This window comes from Shewanella sp. MSW, from assembly GCF_007636515.1.
Lineage (GTDB): Bacteria > Pseudomonadota > Gammaproteobacteria > Enterobacterales > Shewanellaceae > Shewanella > Shewanella indica.
On sequence record NZ_LVDR01000007.1, the window covers coordinates 92,783 to 118,508 of the forward strand.

The window sequence follows — 25,726 nt, forward strand, 5'->3', positions numbered from 1 at the left end:
AGACTGCACCGGCATTCATATTACTTTTATCTTAAGTTGTAACCAGGTTGTATATGACTCTTAAATATTTCATGTTTTTATGCTATCTCGCGCTTCTGAGCATGTTGGCTTTCATCGCGACCGACATGTATCTCCCAGCATTCAAAGCAATTGAAAGCTCTCTTGATGCCAGCGCTTCTCAAGTAGCCATGTCCTTGACCTCTTTCCTGGCCGGATTGGCCTTGGGGCAACTGCTCTACGGCCCTCTGGTGCAGCGTTTCGGTAAACGCAACTCACTGCTCGGTGGTTTGGCGTTGTTTGCCCTGGCGACAGTCAGTATAGGTTTCAGTGACAATATCATCATGCTCAACTGTGCCCGTTTCTTCCAGGCGATAGGCGTCTGCAGTGCTGCCGTCATTTGGCAGGCTTTGGTGGTAGAGCAGTATGATGCCAAAGACTCACAACGCATTTTCTCCAACATCATGCCCTTGGTGGCCTTGTCACCGGCATTGGCGCCCATTCTCGGCGCCAAGGTGCTTGGGCATCTGGGCTGGGAAGCGATATTTTTCATTTTGGCAGCGACGGCAACGGCATTGATGGCATTGACCATGGTGTTGGTTAAGCCGGCAAGCGAAGGCTCGGCCAAAGCTGAAGAAAAAGTGGCTTACAAGACCTTTTTCAACAACACAGGTTATTTGGGCAATGTACTCATCTATGGTGCATGTTCCGGGGCTTTCTTCGCCTACCTGACACTCTGGCCGATAGTGATGGAACAGCACGGCTACCAGGCAAATGCCATAGGTTTAAGCTTTATTCCGCAAACCATCATGTTTATCGTCGGTGGCTATGCCAGCAAGTTGCTTATCCGCAGGGTAGGCAGTGAGATGACGCTTAAACTGTTGCTGGCGCTGTTTGGTTTGTGTGTGCTGGCGATAGCCTTGGCAACTTTGGTATTCAAGGCGCAAACCATCTATCCACTGCTAATTGCGTTTTCTGTACTGGCCGCGGCCAATGGTGCCATTTATCCGATAGTGGTTAACAGTGCGCTGCAACATTTCAGTCAGTGCGCCTCCAAAGCGGCCGGTCTGCAAAACTTTTTACAGATCACCTTGGCATTCGGAGCATCAAGCCTGGTTGCTGTGTGGGCCACGGCCGGGGAAACTGCTATTGCCTGGGGGATCCTGGGGTGCAGTGTGCTGGTATTTGCTGGCTATAAACTGCGTCAGTTTGCCGACTGGTCGCAGGTGAGGGCAGGTTTTACCAAGCCGGATCCGGCGCGTTTGGCAATGCATGCAGAAGAAACACCTAAGGACTGAGTGCAGATTGAGCAAATAGATAAGACCATGACATTTTCTACTTTACAGTCTCAGACGCTCACTATAGTATTTGCAGCGTTCGGAGGGGTGGCAGAGTGGTTGAATGCACCGGTCTTGAAAACCGGCATGGGTTTATAGCCCATCCAGGGTTCAAATCCCTGCTCCTCCGCCATATTCAGAGAAGCCCGCTTGTGCAAACAGGCGGGCTTTTTCGTCTCTCAGTTTTGATGATTGCTGCTAGCTTGGCACCGCTTTGAGGATTGCTGGGTTTATAGCGCCCTTATGCACAGGGTTCAAATCCCTGCTCCTCCGCCATATTCAGAGAAGCCCGCTTGTGCAAACAGGCGGGCTTTTTCGTATCTTATTTTGATGATTGCCATTAGCCTGGTATGGGCGGTTAGAGGATGGTGGGTTTATAGCGCCGTCATGCAGGGTTCAAATCCCTGCTCCTTTGCCATATTCAGAGAAGCCCGTTTGTGCAAACAGGCGGGCTTTTTCGTGTCTGAGTTTTGATGATTGTTATTCGTTTGGTGTTGTTTGGGGGATTTCCGAGGGACTGCTGGGTTTATAGCGCTGTCATGCAGGGTTCAAATCCCTGCTCCTCCGCCATATTCAGAGAAGTCCGTTTGTGCAAACAGGCGGGCTTTTTCGTATCTGAGTTTTGATGATTGCCATTAGCCTGGTATGGGCGGTTAGTGGATGGTGGGTTTATAGCGCCGTCATGCAGGGTTCAAATCCCTGCTCCTTTGCCATATTCAGTGAAGCCGGCTTGTGCAAACAGGCGGGCTTTTTCATTTTTTGATTAAGCAATAATGACGCCGATGGATTAATGCCGTTCACATTAAGTGAACGGCATTACGCATTGCGGACTTTTTTAGTATTTCAGGCTCGGAGCTACAGAACTTAGGTTAGCTATGTAGCAAGTGCCCGCAATAGAAGCCGGCAAACTAGCCACGGGATTTATCCCTTGAGATAGTCCAGCACCACTTGATGGTGATCTTTGGTCTTGAACTTGTCGAATCTGTGGCTGATGGTGCCGTCCTGGTCAATCAGAAAACTCAGGCGGTGCAGACCATCATAAACTTTGCCCATAAATTTTTTCTCGCCCCAGACGCCGAAGGCATCGGCTACTGCGTGATCTTCATCGCTGAGCAGAGTGAAGTTGAGCTCATGCTTATCGATAAACTTGCCCAGTCTCGCCACGGGATCAGTGCTTATTCCAAGCACGGTTACATTGAATTCGTCCAGTTCCGTCTTGCTGTCTCTGAGACTACAGGCTTGCACTGTGCAGCCCGGCGTCATCGCCTTGGGGTAGAAGTACACCAGTACCCGGCCTTTTTTCAGGCAATCTTGCAGTGAAACATTTTCATCGTTTTGGTTTTTAAGGGTGAAGAGTGGCGCTTTATCGCCTGCATTTAAGGTGTTCATGCGTTCAATCCTTTTGATCTTTATTTGGTATAAGTGGGATTCAATCGGCCTTGGGAACCGCAATTCCTTGCATACGTTTGATGTTGCAGGTCAGGGACATCTCTTCGGCCAAGGCTTGAATGCTGGTTTCCAGCTTATCCAATTCGACTTTTTCCGGGATATTGATGGCCAGGAAAACGTGCTGAGTCTGGCTGCCGTCCGGCAACTCTTCCGAATATGAGCGTACCGCACCGAGATCCAAAGATCTGTCTGCCAAAAACTGCGAGATGCGCTTCATGGTGCCACGCTGATCCTGACCATTGAAAGTCACTTCAATACGCGAGATATAATTTTGCGGCGTGTGCTTGGAGGTGCGCTTCATCACTGTCATCAGCTCAAGCTCGACACTGAGACTGGGAAGGCTGGTTTCTATCTTGGTAATGGATGCCCAGGAGCCGGACAACATCATAATTAGAGTAAACTCGTTGCCGAACAGCGCCATGCGGCTGTCGACTATGTCACAGTCGCAATCACTGGCTAATCTTGCCAGTTTGCTGACCAGGCCGGGACGGTCGGCGCCCATAGCGGTAACGACCAGGTAGTTGGTCATGAATTTTCCTCATATTTCCGGTATCATAGAGCGAAAACTCAGCCACTGTGAGCTGAGTTTTTTGTGCAGTCAACCATGCTACCACAACTTATTCGATTTGTTAGCCCTGACAGTGCTTGTCATTGGCTGGCTGCACCAGTACCATAGCGAATCCTGAAATCTTGGGGACATAAGATGATAAACGGAAGCATCGTAGCCTTAATTACGCCCATGCAAGGCGATGGCTCAGTGGATTTTGCAAGTCTCGAGCGTTTGGTGGAATTTCATATCAAACAGGGGACTGATGCCATAGTTGCAGTTGGTACCACAGGCGAATCAGCCACTCTGCCCATTCACGAACACCTTGAAGTGGTGTCGCAAACCCTTTCTTTTGCCGCAGGTCGTATTCCCGTCATAGGCGGTAATGGTGCCAATGCCACCGCCGAAGCCATAGAACTGACCCGGGAATTGTCGAAACTCGACGTGGCCGCCATGTTGGGGGTTACTCCTTACTATAACAAGCCAACACCTAAAGGCTTGGTTGCCCATTATAAAGCGGTTGCAGCCAGCACGGATGTTCCCCAAATTCTGTATAACGTTCCCGGCCGCACTTCGGTTGACATGAAGCCGGAAACCGTTGCCCAGCTTTGTGATGTGCCCAACATCATTGGGGTGAAAGAAGCCACTGGCGACCTCTCCCGGGTGAAGCAACTGCGTGAGCTTTGCGGTGACGATTTTCTGCTGTTCAGTGGCGACGATGCCACGGCGCGTGAATTTTTGGCTCTTGGTGGCAATGGGGTGATCTCGGTTGCCAATAATATCGTCCCTAAGGCATTCAAGGCTATGTGTGATGCGGCGCTGCAAGGAAGATCCGTAGAGGCAAAAGCCATTGATGAATCCCTGAGCGGCTTGTACAGCGCACTCTTTTGTGAGGCAAACCCAATACCGGTTAAATGGGCGGTTCACCGTATGGGACTCATCAGCGAAGGCACAATTCGTTTGCCTCTGACTGAACTTTCCGAAGAGTTTCATGGTCTGTTGCTTAACGCAATGCAAAAAGCCGGGATAGAGGTTGAATAATTTAATGCTAAAGCAAGTTACCCCCTTAGTGATGGTTGTCGCTGTTACAGCCTGCAGTACGCCGATTGATCGTCGCCAGGCCAATGGCGACTTCGAATACGTAGATGCCGGCACTTCAGCACCTTTGGTGATCCCGGAAGGTTTGGACACTCCAAGATTCAGTAAAGAGTTTGAGATCCCGCAAGCGGGCGCCAAAAGCAATCCCGAGTTTGTCGGTGAAAAACTCGATATTCGTCCGCCTTTGCAAGTACTGCCTATGGCGGAAGGCACCCATGTGGAAGAGGGCAGTGACAACATTAAAGTGGTGGTTGAGTCCATTGACAACAGTGTTGATCTCAAACAGGAGATTTACAGTACAGTTAAGGGTTATCTGCAAAAGCAAAGCTATGGCGTTGTCTCTGAAGATTATGATAAAGGCTCTATCGAGACCGACTGGATTGAGACAGAGCAGGTGCTCGATTCTTCCTGGTTTGGCAGCGATAAAGTCTACCAACTGCGGCAGCGTTTTCGTTTTGATGTTGAAGTTCGCCCTCATGGCCGTACCGGTAATTTGCTGATCACACTTATCGACCACGAAGAGCATTATGACGGCTCAGAGCTGCCGGTATTGCTCAGCGGTGAAGACAAGCGCCGTTACACCATAGACATGCTCAACAGTGCTGTGGCCTATATGAGCCTCAAGCGTGAACAGATGATCAAGGCCAACCGCATCAAGCAGAGTCTGGGCATTGATATGTCACTGTCTCAGGGTGGTGACAGTGAGAGCTACTGGGTGGCCGATGCGCCCTTCAAGCGCACCTGGGATCGTCTACGGATAGTACTGCCTGAGCTTGGCTTGGAAGTCGTGGACATGGACTCAAGCAAAGGCTTGTTCTACGTTAATCTGAATGACAACTCCGGCTTCTGGAGTTCCTTGTGGGGCGATAACAAGTTGGCGCTCAAAGAGGGCAGTTATCGTTTGTTGCTGAAAGAAGATGCTGCCAACAAAGAACAGACTGAAATTCGTCTGCACGATGTGGCCGATCAGCCACTCGCCAATGAAACCATTGAAGCCGTTTATCAGAATCTGGCGGAGTTAATGCGCGAAGATCGCAAGGTGCGTTAAGCGCTTCTAGTTTATTGCTGCCGGTTTGATTGGAAAGGCGCCGAATTCGGCGCCTTTTTTATTGCTTGCCAGGTAATAGGGACTTTTAGCCACCAGAGCCCTTCGGCAGTATCAACTAACTCTTCTCTATAACCACTTAATTTGTAATGTTTTTGTGTAATCTTTATGCTGTGCATTCAGTTATACAGAACGAATGATGAAATAAGTCAGTCACTGCTTATATGGCCTTATGCAGAACACTCTTTGTTTTCTGTGGAATTAGGCGGCCGGTATCTCTGGCTGGTAGTGGTTAATGCAGATGTTTTGACTGTGTGTCTATCTATGTCAAATAAATGTAATTTGTAAGTAAAAGTAAAACGTATTGAAGCCGATAAGTCGCAGGGTAAACTGTTTTACCCATAAAACTCTGTACCTTCGGACAATCAATGAAAAAAACAATACTCCTAGTGGTACTACTGGCGGCCGCTGCCATTGGTTATCAGCAATGGCATCAGCAGCAAGCCCCGGCGGAGAAAAAGGCCCGCCCGGTACCCAATGTTGTGGTGTATAAGGCCGCCATTCAGGCCGTAAGGGATGAAGTGGAAGCACTTGGTACCTCCAAGGCTTATGAATCAGTAACCATCACCCCCAAGGTCAGCGATGTGGTGACCTTGATTCGTTTCGATGATGGTCAGATAGTCAAGCAAGGACAGCTACTTGCTAAACTGCAGGACGCCGAGCAGCAGGCCAGGGTGGAATTGGCCAGGATCAAGGTGCGGGAGAATACCCGTGAGTTTGACCGCATCAGCTCGCTTGTCACCAGCAAGACAGTGGCTGAAACCGAACGCGACCGACTGCAAACCCTGATAGAAAGTGCCAGGGCCGAAGTCGAACAGGCCCAGGCGGCACTGCGGGACAGGCAGATCACCGCCCCCTTCAACGGTCGCCTGGGATTACGCCAAGTCTCGGTCGGTAGCCTGGTGACCCCGGGCGTGGTGATCACCACCCTGGATGATATCTCGGTTATCAAGTTGGACTTTTCGGTTCCCGAGCGGTTTATTCAGGACTTGTTGCCGGGCAAAATCGTGGAAGCCCGTGCGGTAGCCTATCCGGATAAGCTGTTTCGCGGCAAGGTTGTTTCTATCGACAGCCGGGTTAACCCTACCACAAGGGCAGTCGTGGTGCGCGCCGAAATCCCCAACCCGGATGGTCAACTGCTGCCGGGTATGTTGATGAAAGTGAAGCTTATCAAGCAAAACCGTGAGGCATTACTGCTGCCAGAGTCGGCTATTATTCCTATTCAAAACCGCCACTACCTCTATCTGGCCAACAGCGAAGGTGTGGTAGAACAGCGACAGGTCACCATAGGGCTGCGCAGCCGTGGCTGGGTGGAAATTCTCGAAGGCGTCGAGCTGGGTGAGCAGGTGATCATTCGCGGGATCCTCAAGGTCCGTCCCGGTGACAAGGTCAAGGTGGAGTTCAAGGAACATTTCAGCTTCCTGACGGCTGAAGAGGCGAAGACCACAGCATGATACTGACAGACATTTCCGTTAAACGACCGGTTTTGGCTTCGGTCATCAGTCTTTTGTTGATCGCTTTCGGTCTGGTGTCCTTCGGTAAGTTGCCACTGCGCGAATATCCGGATATTGACCCACCGATAGTCTCGATAGATACCAGTTATCGCGGCGCCAGTGCCTCCGTGGTGGAAAGCCGGATCACTCAACTGATTGAAGACAGGATCAGTGGCGTTGAAGGCATACGCCATATCAATTCATCCAGTACAGACGGCCGCTCTTCCGTGGTGCTGGAATTTGATATCGACCGCGATATTGAAGCCGCGGCCAACGATGTCCGCGACCGTATTTCAGGTTTGCTCGATAACCTGCCGGAAGAGGCCGATCCGCCGGAAGTACAAAAGGCCAATGGCGGTGATGAAGTGATCATGTGGCTTAATCTGGTGTCGGATCAGATGACCACTTTGCAACTCACCGATTATGCCCGTCGTTACCTCACCGACAGATTCTCCGTCATCGACGGGGTAGCCAATATGCGTGTCGGTGGCGGCAAGGTCTACGCCATGCGGGTCTGGATTGACCGCCAGGCGCTGGCAGCCCGTAACCTGACGGTGGCCGATATCGAAGCGGCGCTACGATCGGAAAACGTCGAACTGCCGGCCGGCTCCATCGAATCCAAAGAGCGCCACTTTACCGTGCGGCTTGAGCGTAGCTTTCGCACCGCCGAAGACTTTGCCAACCTGGCGCTGACCCAAGGGGGCGACGGTTACCTGGTTAAGCTCGGAGATGTGGCTCAGGTCGAAATTGGCTCGGAGGAAGAGCGGATCATGTTCCGCGGTAACGGCGAGGCCATGATAGGCCTTGGGGTCTCCAAACAGTCTACCGCCAATACTTTGGAAGTGGCGCGGGCAGTGAATAAACTGGTGGATGAGATCAACCCGACTCTGCCCCAGGGGATGGAGATCAAACGCTCCTACGACAGCTCGGTATTTATCGAAGCCTCTATCGACGAGGTTTATCAGACGCTGTTTATCGCCATTATTCTGGTGATCATCGTCATCTACCTGTTCCTTGGCAGTGTGCGCGCCATGTTGATCCCGGCGCTAACTGTGCCCGTATCCCTACTAGCCACTTTTATCGTGCTTTACGCCTTGGGATACACAATTAACCTCTTGACCCTGCTGGCGATGATCCTGGCCATCGGCATGGTGGTGGATGATGCCATCGTGATGCTGGAAAACATTCACCGCCGTATCGAAGAGGGCGACAGTCCACTGAAAGCCGCTTTCCTCGGCGCCCGAGAGGTGGCCTTTGCGGTTATTGCTACTACGGCGGTATTGGTGGCGGTATTTATGCCGATCACCTTCCTTGATGGCGATCTCGGCAAGTTGTTTAAAGAGTTTGCCGTCACCATGAGTGCTGCCGTGTTGTTTTCATCGATAGTGGCCCTGACACTCAGCCCCATGATGTGTTCCAAGCTGCTTAAACCCGCGAGCCAGGATACCTGGCTGATGCGCAAGGTCGATAAGGGAATGAACGCTCTGGCAGGCTTTTACAGCCGCAGTCTTACCGGCGCCATGAAGCATCCCTTGTTGGCTTCCCTTTTGGTGGTGGTGGCTCTCGGGGCCAGTGCCTACATGGTTAAACAGATCCCGCAGGAGTTTGCTCCTCAGGAAGACAGAGGCTCAATGTTCCTGATGGTCAATGGCCCGGAGGGCGCCAGCTATGAATATATTGAAGCCTATATGAACGAGGTGGAACAGCGTTTGATGCCTTTGGTCGACAGCGGCGAAGTCAAACGTTTGTTGATCCGTGCGCCTCGCGGTTGGGGCGGCTCGGCCAACTTCTCCAACGGTATGGCGATCATAGTACTCAATGATTGGGGCCAGCGCCGTCCCGCCAAGGAGATCATCAATGATATCCGCGCAAGGCTCGCCGATCTCGCCGGCGTCAGGGCATTTCCCGTGATGCGCCAGGCCTTTGGCCGCGGTGTCGGTAAACCTGTACAGTTTGTCATTGGCGGTCCCAGTTATGAGGAGCTCGCCAGATGGCGCGACATTATGCTGGAAAAAGCGGCGGAAAACCCCAATCTGGTCGGTTTGGATCATGACTACAAGGAAACCAAGCCTCAGCTCAGAGTGGTCATCGATAAAGACAGGGCGGCGGATCTCGGGGTCTCCATTGCTCATATAGGGCGTACACTGGAATCCATGTTGGGTTCACGCCTGGTAACCACCTTTATGCGCGACGGTGAAGAGTATGATGTGATCATTGAAGGCAACCGCGAAAGCCAGAACACCGCCTCGGATATGCAGAATATCTATGTGCGCTCAGATCGCAGTAAGCAGCTGATCCCGCTCTCGAATCTGGTGAGCATAGAGGAGTTTGCCGACGCCAGTCAGCTCAATCGCTACAACCGGATGCGGGCGATAACCCTGGAGGCCAGTCTGGCGGAAGGTTATAGCCTGGGTGAGGCGCTCGATTATCTCAATGATTTGGCCCACACTTATCTACCGGCAGAAGCCTTGATAAGCTACAAAGGCCAGTCGCTCGACTATCAGGAGTCCGGCAGCTCCATGTACTTCGTGTTTCTGTTGGCGCTGGGAATTGTGTTCCTGGTATTGGCGGCGCAGTTTGAAAGCTATATCCACCCCATGGTGATCATGCTGACTGTACCGCTGGCAACCGTGGGCGCCTTGGTGGGCCTGCTGCTGACCGGCCAAAGTCTGAATATCTACAGCCAGATAGGCATCATCATGTTGGTAGGGCTGGCGGCCAAAAACGGCATTCTTATCGTCGAGTTTGCCAATCAGCTCAGGGATAAGGGACTTGAGTTCGACGCCGCTATTTTGCAGGCAGCCAACCAAAGGCTCAGACCGATACTGATGACAGGCATAACCACGGCCGCCGGCGCCGTTCCTCTGGTGCTTGCCGAAGGTGCCGGCGCCGAGACCCGTTTTGTTATTGGTGTGGTGGTGCTCTCCGGCATCTTGCTGGCTACAGTGTTTACCCTATTGGTGATCCCTGTGGCTTACTCACTATTTGCCCGCCGGTCCAGCTCACCGGAAGCGGTGGCTCAACAGTTGGAAAAGGAACTGGCAGAATAACTCTATAGAGCCCAAGTGCCAGCTTGGGCTCTGCAGCGCTTGGAGAATAAAAGCCTTAAGGTCTTGTTTTTGTTATTGGAAAGGCCGGTGAAATACAGGGGATTACTTCAAAACGATAACCATAAAGGGTTTGGTGATCCTGCTGGATTTGCAGTAACTCATAATCATTAAGCTCAACAGCATGGGCTGACTCAGCCAACTGACAGCGGCTACGGCCATCTGCCTCCATACCGAAAGCGAAATCCGCTACCAGTTGTCTCACTTTTTGGCGATAGGCCGCGGTAAACCTTGAATAAACTGCAGCTTCCTCCTCGGCTTTAACCGACTCAGGACGATCAGCGTTATCCTCATTAATGGCGTTTCCCTCGTGAGTTTCATCCTTCAAATTCACATGGTCAGTGTTATCAGCATCAGCTTTCGATTGGTTAGTATTACTCAATTGCTTATTGTCCGGTTTGAATTGACCATTGAAGGAGAAACTCACGCCATCATCATCAAGTCGAACACGGCTCTCAATAAAATGTTCCATATCTATCAATAACATAAGATGATGAAGGATTAAAAAAGACAATGTGAGTCTGACAAATGCTGTACTGACGGGATAAGCGTATTTCGGCTGCCACTTGAAACCAATGAGCCCTACCAATTTAAGCAATAATAGGCCTGCCAGATAGAAAGGTAACAGCATTTGTAATAATAACAAGGCGATACTACTGGTGATAACCATCCAAACCGGGAGTTCAAGTAACAGGGCAAAGTTATGCGTATAGTTAAAATGTGCCGCAGAAACCCCTGTGACTTCATTAACTATGGCACCACTGCTGGCCAGGGAAAAGTTGGCAATGGTGGCATAAAATAGCAGTATCATGGCTTTGCCGGCTAATGAATGCCACAGCTTGTTAAATAATGGCCAAAACTCAATAATCAATGCACTTACCGTCAGCAAAGTTGGTAATGCCGGATGGTCTTCATAAAACGGTAAGCTGAAAAGGGCCAGCAGATAGAGCTTTTGAGCTATGGTTAATTTGGCAAGTCGCTGGCTTATCTCTGAGTGAAGTCGACGGGTAAAAGCTAAAAACTGATCTATTAGTGGACTGAACCACCGACTAACCTGAAGTATTCTCATTAAAACTCACTGATTGAATAGCATAGGATATTGTTGCAATGCTACCAAAATACAACCATTGAGCAACATAACTCTTTGAGGGCACGTCAAGTAATTAAATTATAAAAGCCTATTATTCAATTATTTATGTTATTAATTAACCTGCCGGAGTACTGTTGCAGGAGTCTCTTAATTTTTGCCACCAATGTACATGACGTTTGAGTTCATCATTGAGACGTGCATTTAGGAGGTCTTTCGGACCACCTGTGGTTTCGGCAAAGAAATATTCAATGCGTTCAGCATGAGGTGTTCCTTGATAGAGACTTTGCAACATGTTGCCCAAGCGTCGCTGTATGTGACGACTGTGACTCAGTTGCTGCTGTATCGGTCCGGTGAAGTTTCGTACTAGTATTCGCTGCAATATCTCCTGACGTTGTTTGCTATGGCCGGGACGGCATAAAAGAAGAGCTAGCTGTGGTTCCAACCAATCGTTAAGCTGCATTAACCAAAGAAGGCTGATCGACTGGCTTCGCATGTTACGGGCGATAATCCGGCTGCGCGCCAATTCAGTCAGTGCAGAGTCAAGGTTTGTGACATCCAATGCGTGCCAGGAAATACGGCCAGATTGTGCCAGCTCTATATCGGTTTTGAGTTTCACCAAGTTGGCTAGCGCCAATTCGGTTTCGGTTAGTCCGGCAAGGGGGGATCTACGTGAAAGTGAATCATGGCTGATGAACAGGAGTTTATCCAAAGCTCTGTCTTTTAATAACATCCAGTAGAACCAATCCATCAGCTCTCTTTGTTTCTGTAACTTGGCTTCCGTCAACAATCGTCTGCTTTGATCATCAAGGCTGAGGCTTTGCAAACAAGCCGGTGCAGCCTGAATAAAGGCCAGTTGATACTTAAACTGTTCGCTGGGCTCGGCTACTTTACCAAGAATTGAGTTGTGGTCTGCTATGAGCTCACCCAGACGACAATGCATCAACCCCAGGCTGTTCAGCAATGGCAATGACATTCTTGTGGAGGGAGCTTGTATCTCGCCGACGCTATTCAAGAGGCGATTATTCTTGGGAAGATAATCAGGGGCGATAAAGCTTTGTTCAGTGACTCGGCTAAGACGCTCCGCGTAGTCATGCCATAGCGCTTGTGTGTTATCTTGACAAGCGGTCAGGCCCAGCGCAATCCCAATTAGAAGACTGCAACATTTGGAAAATCTGACAGGAACCAACATGGTAATCACCTCGAGAAAGGGAGCGGCTTATCGACCTTAAGCTGTTCATATACCTTAGGCTCTCCATATAACGGTGACTAGCAATGATTTTGAGTCATCAGGAGACAAGTGGCCATAAACAGGGGTAAAAGCTATCCGGGGGGATTAGTCTTTTAGAATGATACCTCTTATTAATGGGGGCTGCTTTAGCTGAAAATTTGGTTTAACAAAATATCAGTCTCTTTTTTCACCAAGATCTTTCTGTGCAAATTTGCTACAATGTTTGCTCACCTTGTATTGACCTTTCCTCGGAGACTATACGTCCGGGGGGATTCTGTTTGCCCAGACCCGACTGAAAAGCTACCGCCAATCTGCCGCGGCAGGAATACTTTTCCCTGCCGCTATCGCCACTAAAAGCGGAAGCGACTTTACAGCCAGGTCTCTCGCATTTGCTTCTTAAAAGGAAATGGAAGCAAAAGGTGAAGCTACTGCCCGAGCTGGACGGGCAAGGTCGGGCCCGTCAGGACCTTGGATACATAGTCAGAAGCGACCTATCGGAGGTAAATGCATTATGACAATAGCTGACGTATTGACAGAGAAACACTCACCACTTTATCACACCGAAGATAAGACGGTTGTCTCCCATACCCAAAGGGATGAAGGCGACTGGATCCAACACACACTGATGTTGGAAAATTGCGACGCACCATTTCGTTTCAAACGCCCCAAAAAATACCGTTCGCTCAAAGGCGCCAGAGTATCGGTCGATTATTATCCCCAAACCACTATAGTAGCCGGATTTGAGATGGAAACCATGAAAGTGGTACGGATCCGCCGTTGCTGAAAGTTGATGCCGGAATGCCTGCTCCAATGTTAGTATTTTGTGTTTCTGGTGGCCGTCTTTGAACCCGGGTGTCCAACCTGGGTATGACCCGCCAATGTCGCGCCTTGAAAGGATATTCCGGCCTGATGAAACTTGCTGTTATTGTCTCTCTTACTCCTTGGCTTCAGCTGTTGTCGATTACTCTGTCTCGGCTATGTCAAAGTCAAACAAAGCTTGTTTTTCTGCCTCTGTTATTGGTAGTTGGCCAAAGCTTGGCTGCAGAGCAAACGAATAAGGGTCAGATTGACGTTCCGATCAGAGAGCTTGTTGTCACCAACTCAGGTTCCTGGAAACCGTTTTCTTACCTGAATGATGCCGGTGAACCCAGCGGCATGTTAGTGGATATTTGGCGTGAATATGCCAAGGCCAATCGAGTCAAAATCCGATTCATATTGACCGATTGGCAACACTCGCTGGATTTGGTTCGCAGCGGTCAGGCCGATATTCATGCCGGATTGCTTTGGTCTCAGGAAAGAGAGCACTATCTCGATTATGCCCAGGGGCAACTTGGCATAGAGAGTCAACTGTTCTTCAACCAGGCATTGCTCGGTACAGAGCCTGGCCGTTATCTGGATAGCGGTGGTGAAGTGGGAGTGGTGAGCGGCGGCTATGAAGAGGCTTTCGTTCGTCGAGAGTTTCCAAATACCAGCTTAATTGTTTATGCCAGTAACGAGCAGATGCTCAAAAGTGCAGTAGCGGGAAGGTTAAAAGCCTTTGTTGCTGATCTCCAGGTTGCCAATTTCTACCTTTACACCTCGCAAGAACCTACACTTTTTGTTCCGGTTCGTCATCTCTACAGTGCTCAAGTTCGCTCGGCCGTCAAAGAGGGGAACATCACTTTACAGGAAGAAATTCGGCAAGGATTGGCGCGCATTCCTGATGCTGAATACCAAAGGATCCTAAATCGTTGGATGTATGTGGAAACGGTTTATCCACGCTATCTATTGCAAGTTGTTTTGGCTTTGCTTTTTCTGGCTGTCATAAGCTATGTATTTATGCTTCGTCGCACTGTGGCTATCCGCACTGCAGAACTGGAAGCAGTTAACGCAGAGTTGCTTCATTTGGCGGCAACCGATAGCCTGACAGGAATAAGCAACCGACGGGCATTTATGGAGGCATTGGAACAAGCTTGCGACAGCCGCAGTTACGATAGTTTAACCCTGTTGCTGTTTGATATTGATGATTTTAAAAGGATCAATGACAGTTATGGTCATCTTGTAGGGGATGAGCTCATCTGCCAACTGGTACAGAGGGTGGCAACTCTTTTGCCAGAAGATGCCGTATTTGCCCGGGTAGGCGGAGAGGAGTTCTGTATCCTGCAATTGGGGATGACAGAGAGCGGAACCCAAAAGCTGGCAAGGAGTTTATTGTTGTCCGTAGGACAAGCACCATTTTCGACCAAAGTGGGCGAACTGCCACTCAGTATTAGCATAGGAGCCGTCTACGCAGATCCGGGAAGTCGAGATCCGCTTTCGGTACTTGCCGATGCCGATCGCTTGATGTATCAGGTTAAGGCGTCCGGACGTAATGATCTGCTGTTCCGACGTTTCTGATAATAACTGATTGTCGCCAGAGGCCTGGTTCTTATGCAGTTATTTTAATAGTCTTTATCAAGCTCAGACTCAGTCAAGTACCATAAGTAGTCTGTACTCATCCAAAGCGTATTGGTCTGTCATGCCGCTGATATAATCCTGCAGTAAACGGCACCTATGATAAAATTCAGGATACTGATTGGTTTCAATGGCTCTTTTATAGGTGGCCAGGTGTTTACCGGGCAGCTTATGGAATAGCCGGGTTTCGATAAGCGCAGTTTTGGGCTGCCCTTGTACCAGTTTGCTAAACTCGTCCTCGCTCAATGCCAGCAGGGAACGATAGTTATCCAGTAAACCTGTTATGATCCTGTATCCCTGCAGCTCAAGTTTCTCCACTTCCCGATGGCAAAATACCTGTTTAATAGCGACTTGCTTGAGCGTTTCTGTAATGGCGTGCTCATAGCCGCCATCTTCAAGCAGCGACTCGTTCAGGTTGCCGTGGTACACAGCATCAATATTGTCGATAAAGCGCTTGGCGGCATGATTGACCAAAGGGTGTATCAGCCGAACCCGGAGGAAAGTAAAGAACTGGCTTTGTTGGTTGATTGCCAGGTGACGGGCGCTGCTGTCTGCCGCTTCAATCGATTTACTCATAAAGTCCTGGTGTCCGAGAGCGTCTTGCTTGACTGCAATTTGCCGCTGGTATTCGGCTATCAGACTCTGTTTTAGGGTATCCAACTCTATAATGCCTTTTTCCACCGCATCTTCAATGTCAGCAAGGCAGTATGAAATATCATCGGCGGCCTCCATGATGTAACTCACTGGGTGACGACAACCGGGTGCCATTTCCATGGCTTGTGTCAGTTCGGCAACAAAGCTGGACTCACTGGCGTAATAACCAACTTTTTTCATCAAATAGCTATGCTCAGGACTGGCTTTATCTTTCACTAGCGTGCCCGGGCGAGTGTATTTCAAAATGCCGGCCAGTTGACTGTAGGTGAGGTTGAGCCCTAACAAGGTGTGGATTAAGCGTATACCTTGGGCATTACCCTCAAAATGAGATAAATCTTGAATTAATTCAGGATACTCGGAATCAAACCCTGAAGGAACAAGAGAAGTAAGATTACGACTGAACCAATGACTGATAGCGGCTTCACCGAAGTGACCAAAGGGAGGATTACCGACGTCGTGCATCAGACAACTCATTTCCACCAGGGTTTCCAGTTGCCGCTCCAATTCTTGCAGACCGTATAGCTCAGCATCCGGCCCCAGGTATCTAAATATCCTCTGTGCGATAAAGCGTCCAACTTGTTGTACTTCCAACGAATGTGTCAAACGACTTCGTACCGCGGCATTGCGCTCCAGCGGGAATACCTGAGTCTTTTGCTGTAGACGGCGAATGGCGGCCGAGTTAATGATACGGCCGCGATCACTCTCCAGTGCCAACTGCAGTTTTTCTGGATTATCGACCCGAGCGTCCACTTTGCCAAATGGACGTTGTGCTGTAATTTTACGACGAAAATCTATCTCAGAAAATGTGGATGACACCGAGAAAACCTCCAAATAAGTGGTTGCCTGAAAAAGAAAAAACTCAGCAATTTGTAAATACTTTCAATGTGCCACAGTTTATCCCATGGAGCCAATTTGTGACACTCTATGTAAATTTGCGATGAGTTCGATAGCGTCTTTGGCGATCGCAGAGTACTATCCTGACAAATCCTTTGTCAGAGAAGTGTTAATGCTCAAGTCTTTAAGTGTGATGTTGCTGCTTATTTTAGCGGCGACCCTCGGTTTCCTGATGTTCCATGGCGATGATACCATGCCGGACAGACTCCAAGGGGAGTGGACAACCGGTTGTCTCAGTGACGAAAAACTGGGTAAGGAGTTTATCATGCGCTTTGAGGAAAACCGCTACCATAGTGTGGCTAATCTCTATGATAATAACCAATGCACAGGCGTGCCGCTGAGTCAGATAAAGGGCAGTGCTTATGTTGAATCCATTGGGGATAAAATCACGACTTGTGAAGGCCTTGAAGCAGATGAAGCCATGCTGTATTGGGATGAACTGGGGGATGCCAAAGCGTTTGTCTATTACATCAATGAACAAGGAGAACTGTTGACCGGACGGCCCAATGAAGACAAGAGTGCAGCGGCTCAGTGGTGTCTCGATCAGGACGCCAAGTTCCACCGTAGTAAATAATCCAACCAAGCTGCAAGGGATGGGGCAGATTTGTTCCAGCCCCATCTGGGCTGACATTCGCCATTCGACGAAAAGCCATTCAGATCCTGGCAGTATTTCGTATTTTAATGGTCGTCGTAATATGCGGTAATGGTTCCGAACAAGCAATGGCAGCTTGTTCGGATAATAGCGTGCTCAGGGCTGATAAACGCCCACTACTTCAATACGTTGACTCGAGTCTGCATGTTTTGCTGCATTATCGAGATCGATATGGCCGCTGTTGCTGACATCCATAAAGTCAAAGGCTGGTAAATCTGCTTCGGCAACTTCACCGCTGGCAGGAGCATCCGGATTACGCTCCAGAGCCAAAAAGTCAAACACGTTTCTATCAACGCCTTGGGATGGTGCAGTATTTTGCATCGCAGTAAAAATGGTTTCGATGCGGCCGGGGAACTGTTTGTCCCACAGCTTGAGCATATTTTTGACCTCGGCGCGCTTGAGGTTTTCCTGGGAGCCGCAAAGGTTACATGGAATGATAGGGAAGGCTTTCAGCTTGGCGTATTCGGCAATGTCTTTTTCACGGCAATAGGCGAGGGGACGGATCACCATATTGGCCCCGTCATCCGATAGCAGCTTGGGTGGCATGGCCTTCATCTTGCCACCATAGAACATGTTAAGGAACAGGGTTTCTATGATGTCGTCTCTGTGGTGGCCGAGTGCTATCTTGGTGGCTCCTATTCGCTGGGCAAACCCATAAAGGGTACCGCGGCGCAGCCTGGAACAAAGCGAGCAGGTGGTCTTGCCTTCGGGGATCTTATCTTTGACTATCGAATAAGTGTCTTTTTCAAGAATATGGTAGGCCACGCCTAAACTATCCAGATAGGCCGGCAGCACCTCTTCCGGGAAACCGGGCTGCTTCTGATCCAGATTGACGGCGACAATTTCAAACTGCACAGGTGCACGCTGCTGCAGATTCAACAAAATGTCCAGCATGGCATAGCTGTCTTTGCCGCCGGAGAGGCAGCACATCACGCGATCGCCTTCTTCAATCATATTGTAATCGGCAATGGCGCTGCCTACTTCGCGGCGTAAACGCTTTTGCAGTTTGTTGAGACGAGTGATTTGTTTCTTATCCAGCTCTTGCATAACTTCAGACATAAAAAATAAGCGCCCAGTAACACTATGGTTCAGGGCGCGTATTATTCCAGCTAAAGCCGGTCGGGTAAAGGGGCGACTCAGGCCAGAGGCGACTTATAACCGTCGGGTTTGACCGCCAGCAGATCGCAGTTGACCGAATCTATCACATGTTCTGCTGTGTTGCCGATAAGCGCGGCAGAGAATCCGGTACGACCCACAGTGCCGAGAACGACCAATTCGGCGTCCAATTGCTCTGCCAGCTCAGGGATAACATCCTCAGGCAGACCTTCTTTCACGTGACAGTGGGCGGTATCAACCCCGTAGCTGTTGGCCAGATAATTGACCCGTTGCTCGTGCTGCATGCGAATGGTTTCGTTGTAAGTGTGGGCATCAAAGTCCGGCAGTTCAATCGCCAGGTTGACCGGAGTTCCCGGATAACCGTTAACCAGGTGCACCTCGGCATCGAACTTGGCTGCAAGCTCTTGAGCATGTTCAATGATCTTGCCGTTCAGGGATTGATGTTCTTCATCTTCAGAAGCAACGTTAACGGCGCAGAGAATTTTACCTTTTACCGGCCAGTCATGCTGTTTTACCAGCAACACAGGTACGGGAGCCTTACGCAACAAGTGCCAGTCGGTGGGGGTGAAAATAACCGCTTTGAGTTTGTCGTGCTCATGGGTGCCTTTGACTATCAGGTCATATTCTCCCTGAATGGCAAAGTTGATGATGCTCTCAAACGGGCGGTTGTGCCACAGTACTTCACTGTCTATCTCGAGTCCGGCTTGCTGGTGCGGTTTGAGCAGATCAGCGATCCAGGCTTTACGTTGGTTAATCACCCCTTGACGCATGGCCTCACGTTCCTGATTGGAAAGAATTGAGGTCATTTCATAGGAGAAATCAAAGATAGACAGAAAGACAGTGATCTTGGCCTTGCTGCGGGTGGCGAGTTCCACCGCGCGGGCAAGAGCAGGTTGCTGTTCTGATGTAGGGTCGACTACGACCAATAGCTTTTGATAGTCCCTCATGGCTTTTTCCTTATTCCGCAGGATATACCTATATCATGCGATATTGGCTGTGATTTGTATTGCTTGAGATCAATATATTGAATCGCTTGCTATCTTGCTATCCGGGCAGCTCCAGCCAACCTGTCGAGCTCTTCCAGATCCAGTATAGTGATATATTTGCCTTTCACTTCAATTAGTCCGGCCTTTTGGAACCGTCCCAGCAAACGACTGATAGTTTCTACCGTCAGGCCAAGATAGTTGCCTATATCACCACGGGTCATGGTGAGGCGAAATTCCCTAGGGGAGAAGCCACGGCTGCCAAAACGAGCGGCCAGGTTACTGATGAAAGCGGCCAAGCGTTCCTCGGCATTCTTTTTGCTTAGCAGCAGGATCATCCCTTGGTCACTCATGATTTCATTACTCATCAAGCGCATGATCTGTTGTCTGAGTTTGGGCATGGTACCTGAGAGTTCATCCAGAGTATTGAAGGGGATTTCACAGACCATAGAGGTTTCCAGGGCCTGGGCAAAACTCTGGTGTGACTGGGCATGGATACCGTCAAAACCTATGACATCACCGGCCAGATGGAAGCCGGTGATCTGCTCATCACCCTGTTCTGTGATGGTATAGCTTTTAATCGTTCCGGAGCGAATAGCATATAGAGACTTTAGCGGATCTCCGGACTTGAACAGCTGTTCACCTTTCTGAATGGGTTTCTTGCGTTCGATAATGTTGTCAAGCTGATCCAACTCATTAGTGTTGAGCGTAAAGGGAATACACAAGGTCCCCATGCTGCAATCATGACAATGAATGGTACAGCCCCCGGCAGCAGGGCGACGATGCTTGTTGTTGTCTATTGTCATAGTCTTTCTCAAGTAAAGCGACTCTTCCCATGTTAAACCAATTCACTGACCCCGGCTAGTCGAGCTGAGCCAAGGCGATATAGAGTGTTTGGATCCCGAATCCAACCAAGAGTAAACCGGCAATTAAACGCACGGCGCGCTTTTGAGCCCAGTCGGCCAGCGCCTTGGCGGCAACCCCGGCGCTGAGCAGGGCTGGTAATGTTCCCAAACCGAAACAAAGCATAATAAGCGCGCCCTGGCTGGCGCTGCCGCTGGCCACGGCCCAGGTAAGAGTGCTGTATACCAGCCCACAAGGCAACCAGCCCCAGACCATACCAGCCAATAAAGCCTGCCCGGGGTGAGTCACGGGTAACACTTTTTGGGACAATGGTTTAAGTAAATGCCACAATCCCTGACCCAGGCGCTCAATCTGCACCAGCCCTACCCAGATGCGGGCAATATAGAGCCCCATGGCGATCATCATCACACCGGCAATGAGCCTGAGCACCAAGAGGTAAATATCGATATCAAACAGCATGCCAAGCCCAGCGGCAGAACCGCCCACCAAAGCGCCGGCCAGGCTGTAACTGAGAATACGGCCAAGATTATAGGGAAGCAGAAACGAGAGTTGTTGCGCCAGCGGATTCTGGCCTCGACGGGCAGCGGGAAGCTGGCTGGAAAAGGCGCCCACCAAACCACCGCACATACCAAAGCAGTGTCCGGCTCCCATTAGGCCCACTAAAAAGGCACCTGTGAGGTTATATTCCATTGCCTCTATCCTGAGGAGCTTGAGTGACTTCAGTTTCAGCCGTTTGAGATTGCTCCTGTTGCGTCTTGCTGTCCTTAGGTTCCTCATCAAACAGAATCGACACACTGTGGCGCTCAAGATCGTCAAATTGATCCGATTTTACCGCCCAGAAAAACACACCAACAGCAATCAGCACAAACAGCATGGCGATGGGGATTAGTACGTAAATAATACTCATAAGCGGACCCTGAGAAGTCTGAGGCTGTTGCTGACAACGATCAGCGAACTGGCCGACATGCCGATGGCGGCGATATATGGTGCGACATGACCTGTTACGGCCAGAGGCAGTATAAGAAGGTTATATCCCAAAGCCCAGGCAAGATTTTGACGAATGATACGATTGGCTTTGCGGGCAACGGCTATGGCTTGGGTAAAGCGCCACAGATGATCGCCAAGCAGAATCAGATCAGCACTGTTTTTCGCCAGCGCGGTGCCACTGCCCATGGCGATAGAGAGATCGGCGCCGGCAAGCACTGGGGCATCATTGATGCCATCGCCGAACATGGCTACCTTATGTTGTTGTTGCAAACTGCGTACATAGTCGAGCTTGTCTGCCGGGCTCATGTCTGCGTGCACTTCAGTTATGCCAACTTGCCGGGCCAGAGATTCGACATGGGGCCGGGTATCACCGCTGGCAATCGCCAGACGGATATTGTTTGCCTTGAGTGCCTCGACCGTATCCTTGGCGTCTTCTCTCAGCCTGTCTTGCAAAATAAAACTGGCCACCAAACCTTGCTCATCGGCGAGGAACACCTGTTGCTGCTGACTTGGCGCAAACTTGATACCGACAAACTCGGCGTTGCCTATCTTAAAATCGCGACCATTGATTTGGCCGCTGATGCCGCGAGCCACTTGATGATGCACGTTTTCAGCCTCAAGTGTGCCCCCATAAGGGCTGAAAGCCAGAGCTATCGGGTGCAATGAACCGGCTTCGAGCGCTGCCGCCAATTGTTTTACCTGCAACTCGCTGTACTCAGCTTCACGGCCTTTGTTGATGCGGGTTTCCAATAAGGTCAGATTACCGCAGGTGAGGGTGCCTGTCTTGTCAAAGACGACAGCATCAATTTGTGGCAATTTTTCAAATACCCCCGCTTTACGGGTAATCACCCCGAGGCGGGTAAACAGTGCCGTAGCACAGGTCACAGCAGTCGGGGTTGCCAGGGCCAGCGCGCATGGGCAGGTAGCTACCAATACAGACAGCGTGACCCAGAAAGCATCTTCGGGTGAGAACTGGTGCCACACCAGATAAGTGATAGCCGCTATGCTGAGTATGGTGCCGGTGAAATAACGCGACAGCTTGTCGGCCGTCATGGCGACGGCGGGTTTGTTATTGGAGGCCAGTTCCTGCAAGCGGATGATTTCTGCCACCAGTTGATCTTGGCCTATGGCGTTCACCCGTACTTTCAGTGGTTGATCCTGATTGATGGTACCGGCATAAACCTGGTCTCCAGGCTGTTTGCTCTGCGGCATCTGCTCGCCGGTAAGCATGGCCTCGTTGACCGCAGAATGGCCGTGCTCAACCGAGCCGTCGGCGGGGATCACTTCCCCCGGTCTTACCAGCACCAAGTCGCCTATTTGCAGACGTTTGGCGGGGATCTCTTCGTTGCTGCCATCTTCCGCAATACGTTGGGCGGTCAAGGGCACCAACTTATGCAGGTTACTCGAACTGACCGAGGCTTTCTGCCGCGCCGCCTGTTCAAAATAGCGCCCAAGCAACAGGAAGAAGGTGAACATGGACACAGACTCGAAATAGACTTCGCCAGTGCCTTGTACTGTCGCAATACAGCTGGCGATATAGGCGCCGCAGATGGCGATGGAGACAGACACATCCATATTGAGCCTGCCGGCAAGCAGGGCCCGCAGCGCACTGAAATAAAAAGGCTGCGCCGAATAGAACACCACAGGTGCGGCAAACATCATGCTTACCCAGCGGAAATAGTCGCGATATTCCACTTCAAGCCCGGTAAAGTAACCGGCGTACAGCGCCAGGGCAAACATCATCACCTGCATGGTGGCAAAGCCCGCCAAGCCAAGCCTCAGCAGAAACTTACGGCTGTTCTTTTTACTCTGAACTTCCTGATCATCCAACTGATAAGGCGCCGCCTGATAACCGATACGGCCGATTTGATTAAGTATTTCAGACAGCTTAATGTCGGCCGGACGCCAACTGATGAGGGCTCTTTGGGTGGTGGAGTTAACCTGCACCGAATCTATGCCGGGCAACTGTTTAACTTTATGCTCGATGAGCCAGGCGCAGGCGGCACAGGTAATGCCGTCAATCGATAGCGAGACTGAGGTTTGATTGCCTTGATCATGCACAAAATCCTGCTGCACTTCGGGAAGATCGTAGGCACTGAAGGTCTTGAGCTCGTCCGGCACCAGAGCGTTTTGCCTGCTGCCGGGTTCGGAGCGAAATTTATAGTAATTGGTCAGTCCGGCATCCATGATGGCCTGAGCCACTGCCTGACAGCCAAGACAACACATGGGCTGAGCCTGACCATCAATCACTGTACTGAACTGCATACCCGTGGTCACGGGCTCCCCACAATGAAAACAGACTGTATGTGTCATGACAGCACTCAATTGAGCCAGTAGGTTTTATCCGCTTCTATTTGCAGTCTTTGCTGCAAACGCCATTTACGGTCAAATCCTTCGATTCGCACAACCCAGGCGCCATCAAGCGACTCATTGGGGATATAGCGATAGACCTTGGAGGCATCAGCCGTCAGCATTTGGGTAAAATCCTTTTCTGCCAGAGTTGGGTGGTAAAACTCCAGATTCATTGCCGCGAGATATTCCGGGCCGCCGTGTTGGGTTATCAAAAGTTCACCATTATGCCATTCAAGGGAAAACTGCATCCCCAGTTGACGGGCATATTGAATTTTGTGGATGTCCTGGTTAATTGCCTTACCGTTTTTATAGTAGTCGTCGGCAACCAGGGAATCGGAGTTGGTGAGGGCAATACGCAGAGTGGCAAAACTGGCTATAACGGCGCACATGGGCAAAACGATAAGAAACCAAGGCCAGAACTGCTTATACCAGGCTTGTGGAGCGCTCATACTGTTTACCTACTATTCTATTTGGGCGGCTATTCTATCGCGAAAGCGGTTTTTTAAAAACAAAGGCCCCGAAATTATCGAGGCCTTTGAAAAGTCAAGCGAACTTACTTCTCTGCCTGATGTGACAAGCTGTATACGTAAGCGGCGATAACGTGAACTTTCTCTTCACCGAGAACGTCTTTCCAAGGTGGCATAACGCCACTGCGGCCGTTCTTGATGGATTCCATTATCACGCCACGGCTGCCGCCGTAGAGCCAGACATTGTCGGTCAGGTTAGGGGCACCCATCAGCTTGTTGCCTTTGGCGTCCATACCGTGACAGGCAAAACAGCCCTTCATGAATGAACCCTGGCCTTTGGCAGCCAAAGCCGCGTCGTGTTCACGACCGGACAGGCTAATCACATATTCGGCCAAACCTTCAATCTCGCTGTCATCGATAGGCAGACCACCTTTAGGTGGCATCATACCGTGACGACCGTTCATTATGGTGGTCTTGATGGTTTCCAACTCGCCGCCGTACAACCAGTCACCGTCGGTCAGGTTAGGGAAACCTTTGCCACCACGACCGGCAGAGCCGTGACACTGGGCACAGTTCTGCAGGAACAGACGGCCACCTACTTTGAGAGCTTCTTCGTTCTTAACCAGCTCGGCCAATGGCGTTGCTTTATAGGCTTCGAAGATAGGGCCGTACTTCTCATCGGCAAGCTTCACTTCCTGATCGTACTGCACCCAACGGCCTTCTTCTGTTGCGTCGGCAATCGCCTTGGCAGAGTCGGCCTTGATGCCTTGCTCTGTACCTATGCTCTGGTTGGAACTACTCCAGCCGAGCAGGCCTTTGTAATTACCCAGGCCTGGGTAGAGTACCAGGTAGAGCAGACCAAAGATGATGGTGATATAAAAGAGATAGCTCCACCATTTAGGCAGTGGGTTGTTGATCTCCTGGATACCATCATAGCTGTGGTCCATCAGGTCGCCTTCTTTAATCTCCGGCGTGGTGTTTTTGGAGCAGAGCCGTAGCAGAATAAAACATCCTGCGATCACCAGTAAGCTGAGTACGGTGATCCAGATACTCCAGAAGTTACTCATTAACATTATTTGTGTTCTCCTGAGTCCTTCGCATTCTGGTGTTGTTCTTCATCGGAAAACACCAGGTTAGCCGCTTCGTCGAATTGCTTTTGACGACGCGAGCTATATGCCCAAGCAAATATCCCGACAAAAACCAGGATCAAAACCAGCGTTATAATCCCTTGTATAGTGCCGTAGTCCATATTTGCCTCCTTATTTCAGTGCGTGTCCCAGCGACTGCAGATAGGCGATCAGCGCCTGCAGCTCTGTCTTGCCTTCAACGGCTTTTTGGGCGCCTTCGATATCTTTATCTTCGTATGGCACACCAAAACCACGCATCACTTCCATTTTCTTGGCTGTGTATTCACCTGTTAGGGTGTTTTCAGCAAGCCAAGGGAAGGCAGGCATGTTGGACTGAGGAACAACGGCACGGGGATCGATCAGGTGAACTTCATGCCATTTGTCACTGTAACGACCACCCACACGGGCCAGGTCGGGACCGGTGCGCTTGGAGCCCCACAGGAATGGGTGATCCCAAACAGATTCACCGGCAACCGAATAGTGGCCGTAACGCTCGGTTTCGGCACGCAGCGGACGGATCATCTGACTGTGACAGTTGTTACATCCTTCACGGATATAGATATCACGGCCTTCCAGCTGCAGGGCTGTGTAAGGCTTGAGACCGGCAACCGGCTCAGTGGTATCTTTTTGGAAGATAAGCGGCGTGATCTGCACCAGGCCACCAATACTGATGGCAATCACAGTGAAGATACCCAGCAGGCCGACGTTCTTCTCAACTATTTCATGATTGAATTTCATCGTTACTG

At 50.3% G+C, this 25,726-nt stretch carries 23 protein-coding genes and 1 tRNA gene; 9 read left to right on the forward strand and 15 right to left on the reverse strand.

The annotated features are described in order from the left end of the window. The first annotated feature begins 53 nt into the window (after positions 1–53). Together punC and AYI96_RS09440 are read left to right on the forward strand one after the other, a co-directional pair. Positions 54–1,295 carry a purine nucleoside transporter PunC gene (gene punC / locus AYI96_RS09435; RefSeq protein WP_071475557.1) on the forward strand — a complete coding sequence of 414 codons (1,242 nt, stop codon included), beginning with the start codon at positions 54–56 and terminating at the stop codon, positions 1,293–1,295. Positions 1,296–1,376: 81 nt separating this feature from the next. Beyond that, positions 1,377–1,467 (forward strand) — tRNA-Ser (locus AYI96_RS09440). A 788-nt stretch (positions 1,468–2,255) separates the two neighbouring features. Here the strand turns inward: AYI96_RS09440 and bcp are convergent. Then, positions 2,256–2,723, reverse strand: coding sequence for a thioredoxin-dependent thiol peroxidase (gene bcp / locus AYI96_RS09445; protein ID WP_144361493.1), 468 nt, complete (start codon positions 2,721–2,723; stop codon positions 2,256–2,258). A 40-nt stretch (positions 2,724–2,763) separates the two neighbouring features. Next, the gene (locus AYI96_RS09450) at positions 2,764–3,312 is read right to left on the reverse strand and encodes a glycine cleavage system protein R (RefSeq protein WP_025009712.1); all 549 of its coding nucleotides are present in this window, start codon (positions 3,310–3,312) and stop codon (positions 2,764–2,766) included. Between the two features lie 174 nt (positions 3,313–3,486). Between AYI96_RS09450 and dapA the strand changes: the two genes are divergently transcribed. The 4 genes from dapA (at position 3,487) to AYI96_RS09470 (ending at position 10,076) form a co-directional block, all read left to right on the forward strand. Continuing rightward, a complete protein-coding gene (gene dapA / locus AYI96_RS09455) occupies positions 3,487–4,371 on the forward strand; it encodes a 4-hydroxy-tetrahydrodipicolinate synthase (protein ID WP_039032963.1) in 885 nt (294 codons plus the stop codon). A 4-nt stretch (positions 4,372–4,375) separates the two neighbouring features. Then, positions 4,376–5,476, forward strand: coding sequence for an outer membrane protein assembly factor BamC (gene bamC, locus AYI96_RS09460; RefSeq protein ID WP_039032962.1), 1,101 nt, complete (start codon positions 4,376–4,378; stop codon positions 5,474–5,476). A gap of 425 nt (positions 5,477–5,901) precedes the next feature. Further along, on the forward strand, positions 5,902–6,987 hold the full coding sequence (locus tag AYI96_RS09465; protein WP_039032961.1) for an efflux RND transporter periplasmic adaptor subunit: 1,086 nt from the start codon (positions 5,902–5,904) through the stop codon (positions 6,985–6,987). Further along, positions 6,984–10,076: an efflux RND transporter permease subunit gene (locus AYI96_RS09470; RefSeq protein ID WP_144361494.1), complete on the forward strand. Its 3,093-nt coding sequence runs from the start codon at positions 6,984–6,986 to the stop codon at positions 10,074–10,076. The genes AYI96_RS09465 and AYI96_RS09470 overlap by 4 nt, the downstream gene beginning before the upstream one ends. A gap of 55 nt (positions 10,077–10,131) precedes the next feature. On the opposite strand, the gene AYI96_RS09475 is transcribed toward AYI96_RS09470, so the two are convergent. Then, positions 10,132–11,202 carry a hypothetical protein gene (locus tag AYI96_RS09475; RefSeq protein WP_039032959.1) on the reverse strand — a complete coding sequence of 357 codons (1,071 nt, stop codon included), beginning with the start codon at positions 11,200–11,202 and terminating at the stop codon, positions 10,132–10,134. Positions 11,203–11,338: 136 nt separating this feature from the next. Beyond that, positions 11,339–12,412, reverse strand: a complete 1,074-nt coding sequence (locus tag AYI96_RS09480) for a DUF3080 family protein (protein ID WP_144361495.1) — start codon at positions 12,410–12,412, stop codon at positions 11,339–11,341. A gap of 550 nt (positions 12,413–12,962) precedes the next feature. Here AYI96_RS09480 and AYI96_RS09485 point away from each other — a divergent pair. Together AYI96_RS09485 and AYI96_RS09490 are read left to right on the forward strand one after the other, a co-directional pair. Continuing rightward, positions 12,963–13,235 (forward strand): hypothetical protein, encoded by a 273-nt coding sequence (locus AYI96_RS09485; RefSeq protein WP_052247918.1) that lies wholly within the window; start codon positions 12,963–12,965, stop codon positions 13,233–13,235. Between the two features lie 125 nt (positions 13,236–13,360). Next, on the forward strand, positions 13,361–14,827 hold the full coding sequence (locus AYI96_RS09490; RefSeq protein WP_144361496.1) for a diguanylate cyclase domain-containing protein: 1,467 nt from the start codon (positions 13,361–13,363) through the stop codon (positions 14,825–14,827). A gap of 69 nt (positions 14,828–14,896) precedes the next feature. On the opposite strand, the gene dgt is transcribed toward AYI96_RS09490, so the two are convergent. Further along, positions 14,897–16,354, reverse strand: a complete 1,458-nt coding sequence (gene dgt / locus AYI96_RS09495) for a dGTPase (protein ID WP_260852982.1) — start codon at positions 16,352–16,354, stop codon at positions 14,897–14,899. A gap of 190 nt (positions 16,355–16,544) precedes the next feature. Between dgt and AYI96_RS09500 the strand changes: the two genes are divergently transcribed. Next, a complete protein-coding gene (locus tag AYI96_RS09500) occupies positions 16,545–17,006 on the forward strand; it encodes a hypothetical protein (RefSeq protein ID WP_144361497.1) in 462 nt (153 codons plus the stop codon). A 174-nt stretch (positions 17,007–17,180) separates the two neighbouring features. Here AYI96_RS09500 and ttcA read toward each other — a convergent pair whose 3' ends face one another. The 10 genes from ttcA to ccoO all read right to left on the reverse strand — a co-directional run bounded on the left by ttcA (position 17,181) and on the right by ccoO (position 25,718). Then, on the reverse strand, positions 17,181–18,143 hold the full coding sequence (gene ttcA / locus AYI96_RS09505; RefSeq protein WP_039032956.1) for a tRNA 2-thiocytidine(32) synthetase TtcA: 963 nt from the start codon (positions 18,141–18,143) through the stop codon (positions 17,181–17,183). Between the two features lie 77 nt (positions 18,144–18,220). Then, positions 18,221–19,147 (reverse strand): universal stress protein UspE, encoded by a 927-nt coding sequence (gene uspE / locus AYI96_RS09510; RefSeq protein ID WP_039032955.1) that lies wholly within the window; start codon positions 19,145–19,147, stop codon positions 18,221–18,223. An 89-nt stretch (positions 19,148–19,236) separates the two neighbouring features. Next, entirely contained in the window at positions 19,237–19,989 is a 753-nt protein-coding gene (etrA, locus tag AYI96_RS09515) for an electron transport transcriptional regulator EtrA (protein ID WP_025010389.1), read from the reverse strand. 55 nt (positions 19,990–20,044) lie between these two features. After that, a complete protein-coding gene (locus AYI96_RS09520; protein WP_039032954.1) occupies positions 20,045–20,737 on the reverse strand; it encodes a sulfite exporter TauE/SafE family protein in 693 nt (230 codons plus the stop codon). Next, positions 20,727–20,954 (reverse strand): cbb3-type cytochrome oxidase assembly protein CcoS, encoded by a 228-nt coding sequence (gene ccoS, locus AYI96_RS09525; RefSeq protein ID WP_144361498.1) that lies wholly within the window; start codon positions 20,952–20,954, stop codon positions 20,727–20,729. The genes AYI96_RS09520 and ccoS overlap by 11 nt, the downstream gene beginning before the upstream one ends. Beyond that, a complete protein-coding gene (locus tag AYI96_RS09530) occupies positions 20,951–23,347 on the reverse strand; it encodes a heavy metal translocating P-type ATPase (protein WP_039032952.1) in 2,397 nt (798 codons plus the stop codon). The genes ccoS and AYI96_RS09530 overlap by 4 nt, the downstream gene beginning before the upstream one ends. A gap of 8 nt (positions 23,348–23,355) precedes the next feature. Next, complete coding sequence (locus AYI96_RS09535) at positions 23,356–23,835, reverse strand: FixH family protein (RefSeq protein ID WP_039032951.1); 480 nt, start codon at positions 23,833–23,835, stop codon at positions 23,356–23,358. Between the two features lie 104 nt (positions 23,836–23,939). Continuing rightward, on the reverse strand, positions 23,940–24,920 hold the full coding sequence (gene ccoP, locus AYI96_RS09540; protein WP_039033029.1) for a cytochrome-c oxidase, cbb3-type subunit III: 981 nt from the start codon (positions 24,918–24,920) through the stop codon (positions 23,940–23,942). Between the two features lie 5 nt (positions 24,921–24,925). After that, positions 24,926–25,102 (reverse strand): CcoQ/FixQ family Cbb3-type cytochrome c oxidase assembly chaperone, encoded by a 177-nt coding sequence (locus AYI96_RS09545; protein WP_039032950.1) that lies wholly within the window; start codon positions 25,100–25,102, stop codon positions 24,926–24,928. 10 nt (positions 25,103–25,112) lie between these two features. Next, positions 25,113–25,718 (reverse strand): cytochrome-c oxidase, cbb3-type subunit II, encoded by a 606-nt coding sequence (gene ccoO, locus AYI96_RS09550; protein ID WP_025010382.1) that lies wholly within the window; start codon positions 25,716–25,718, stop codon positions 25,113–25,115. Positions 25,719–25,726 lie beyond the last annotated feature (8 nt).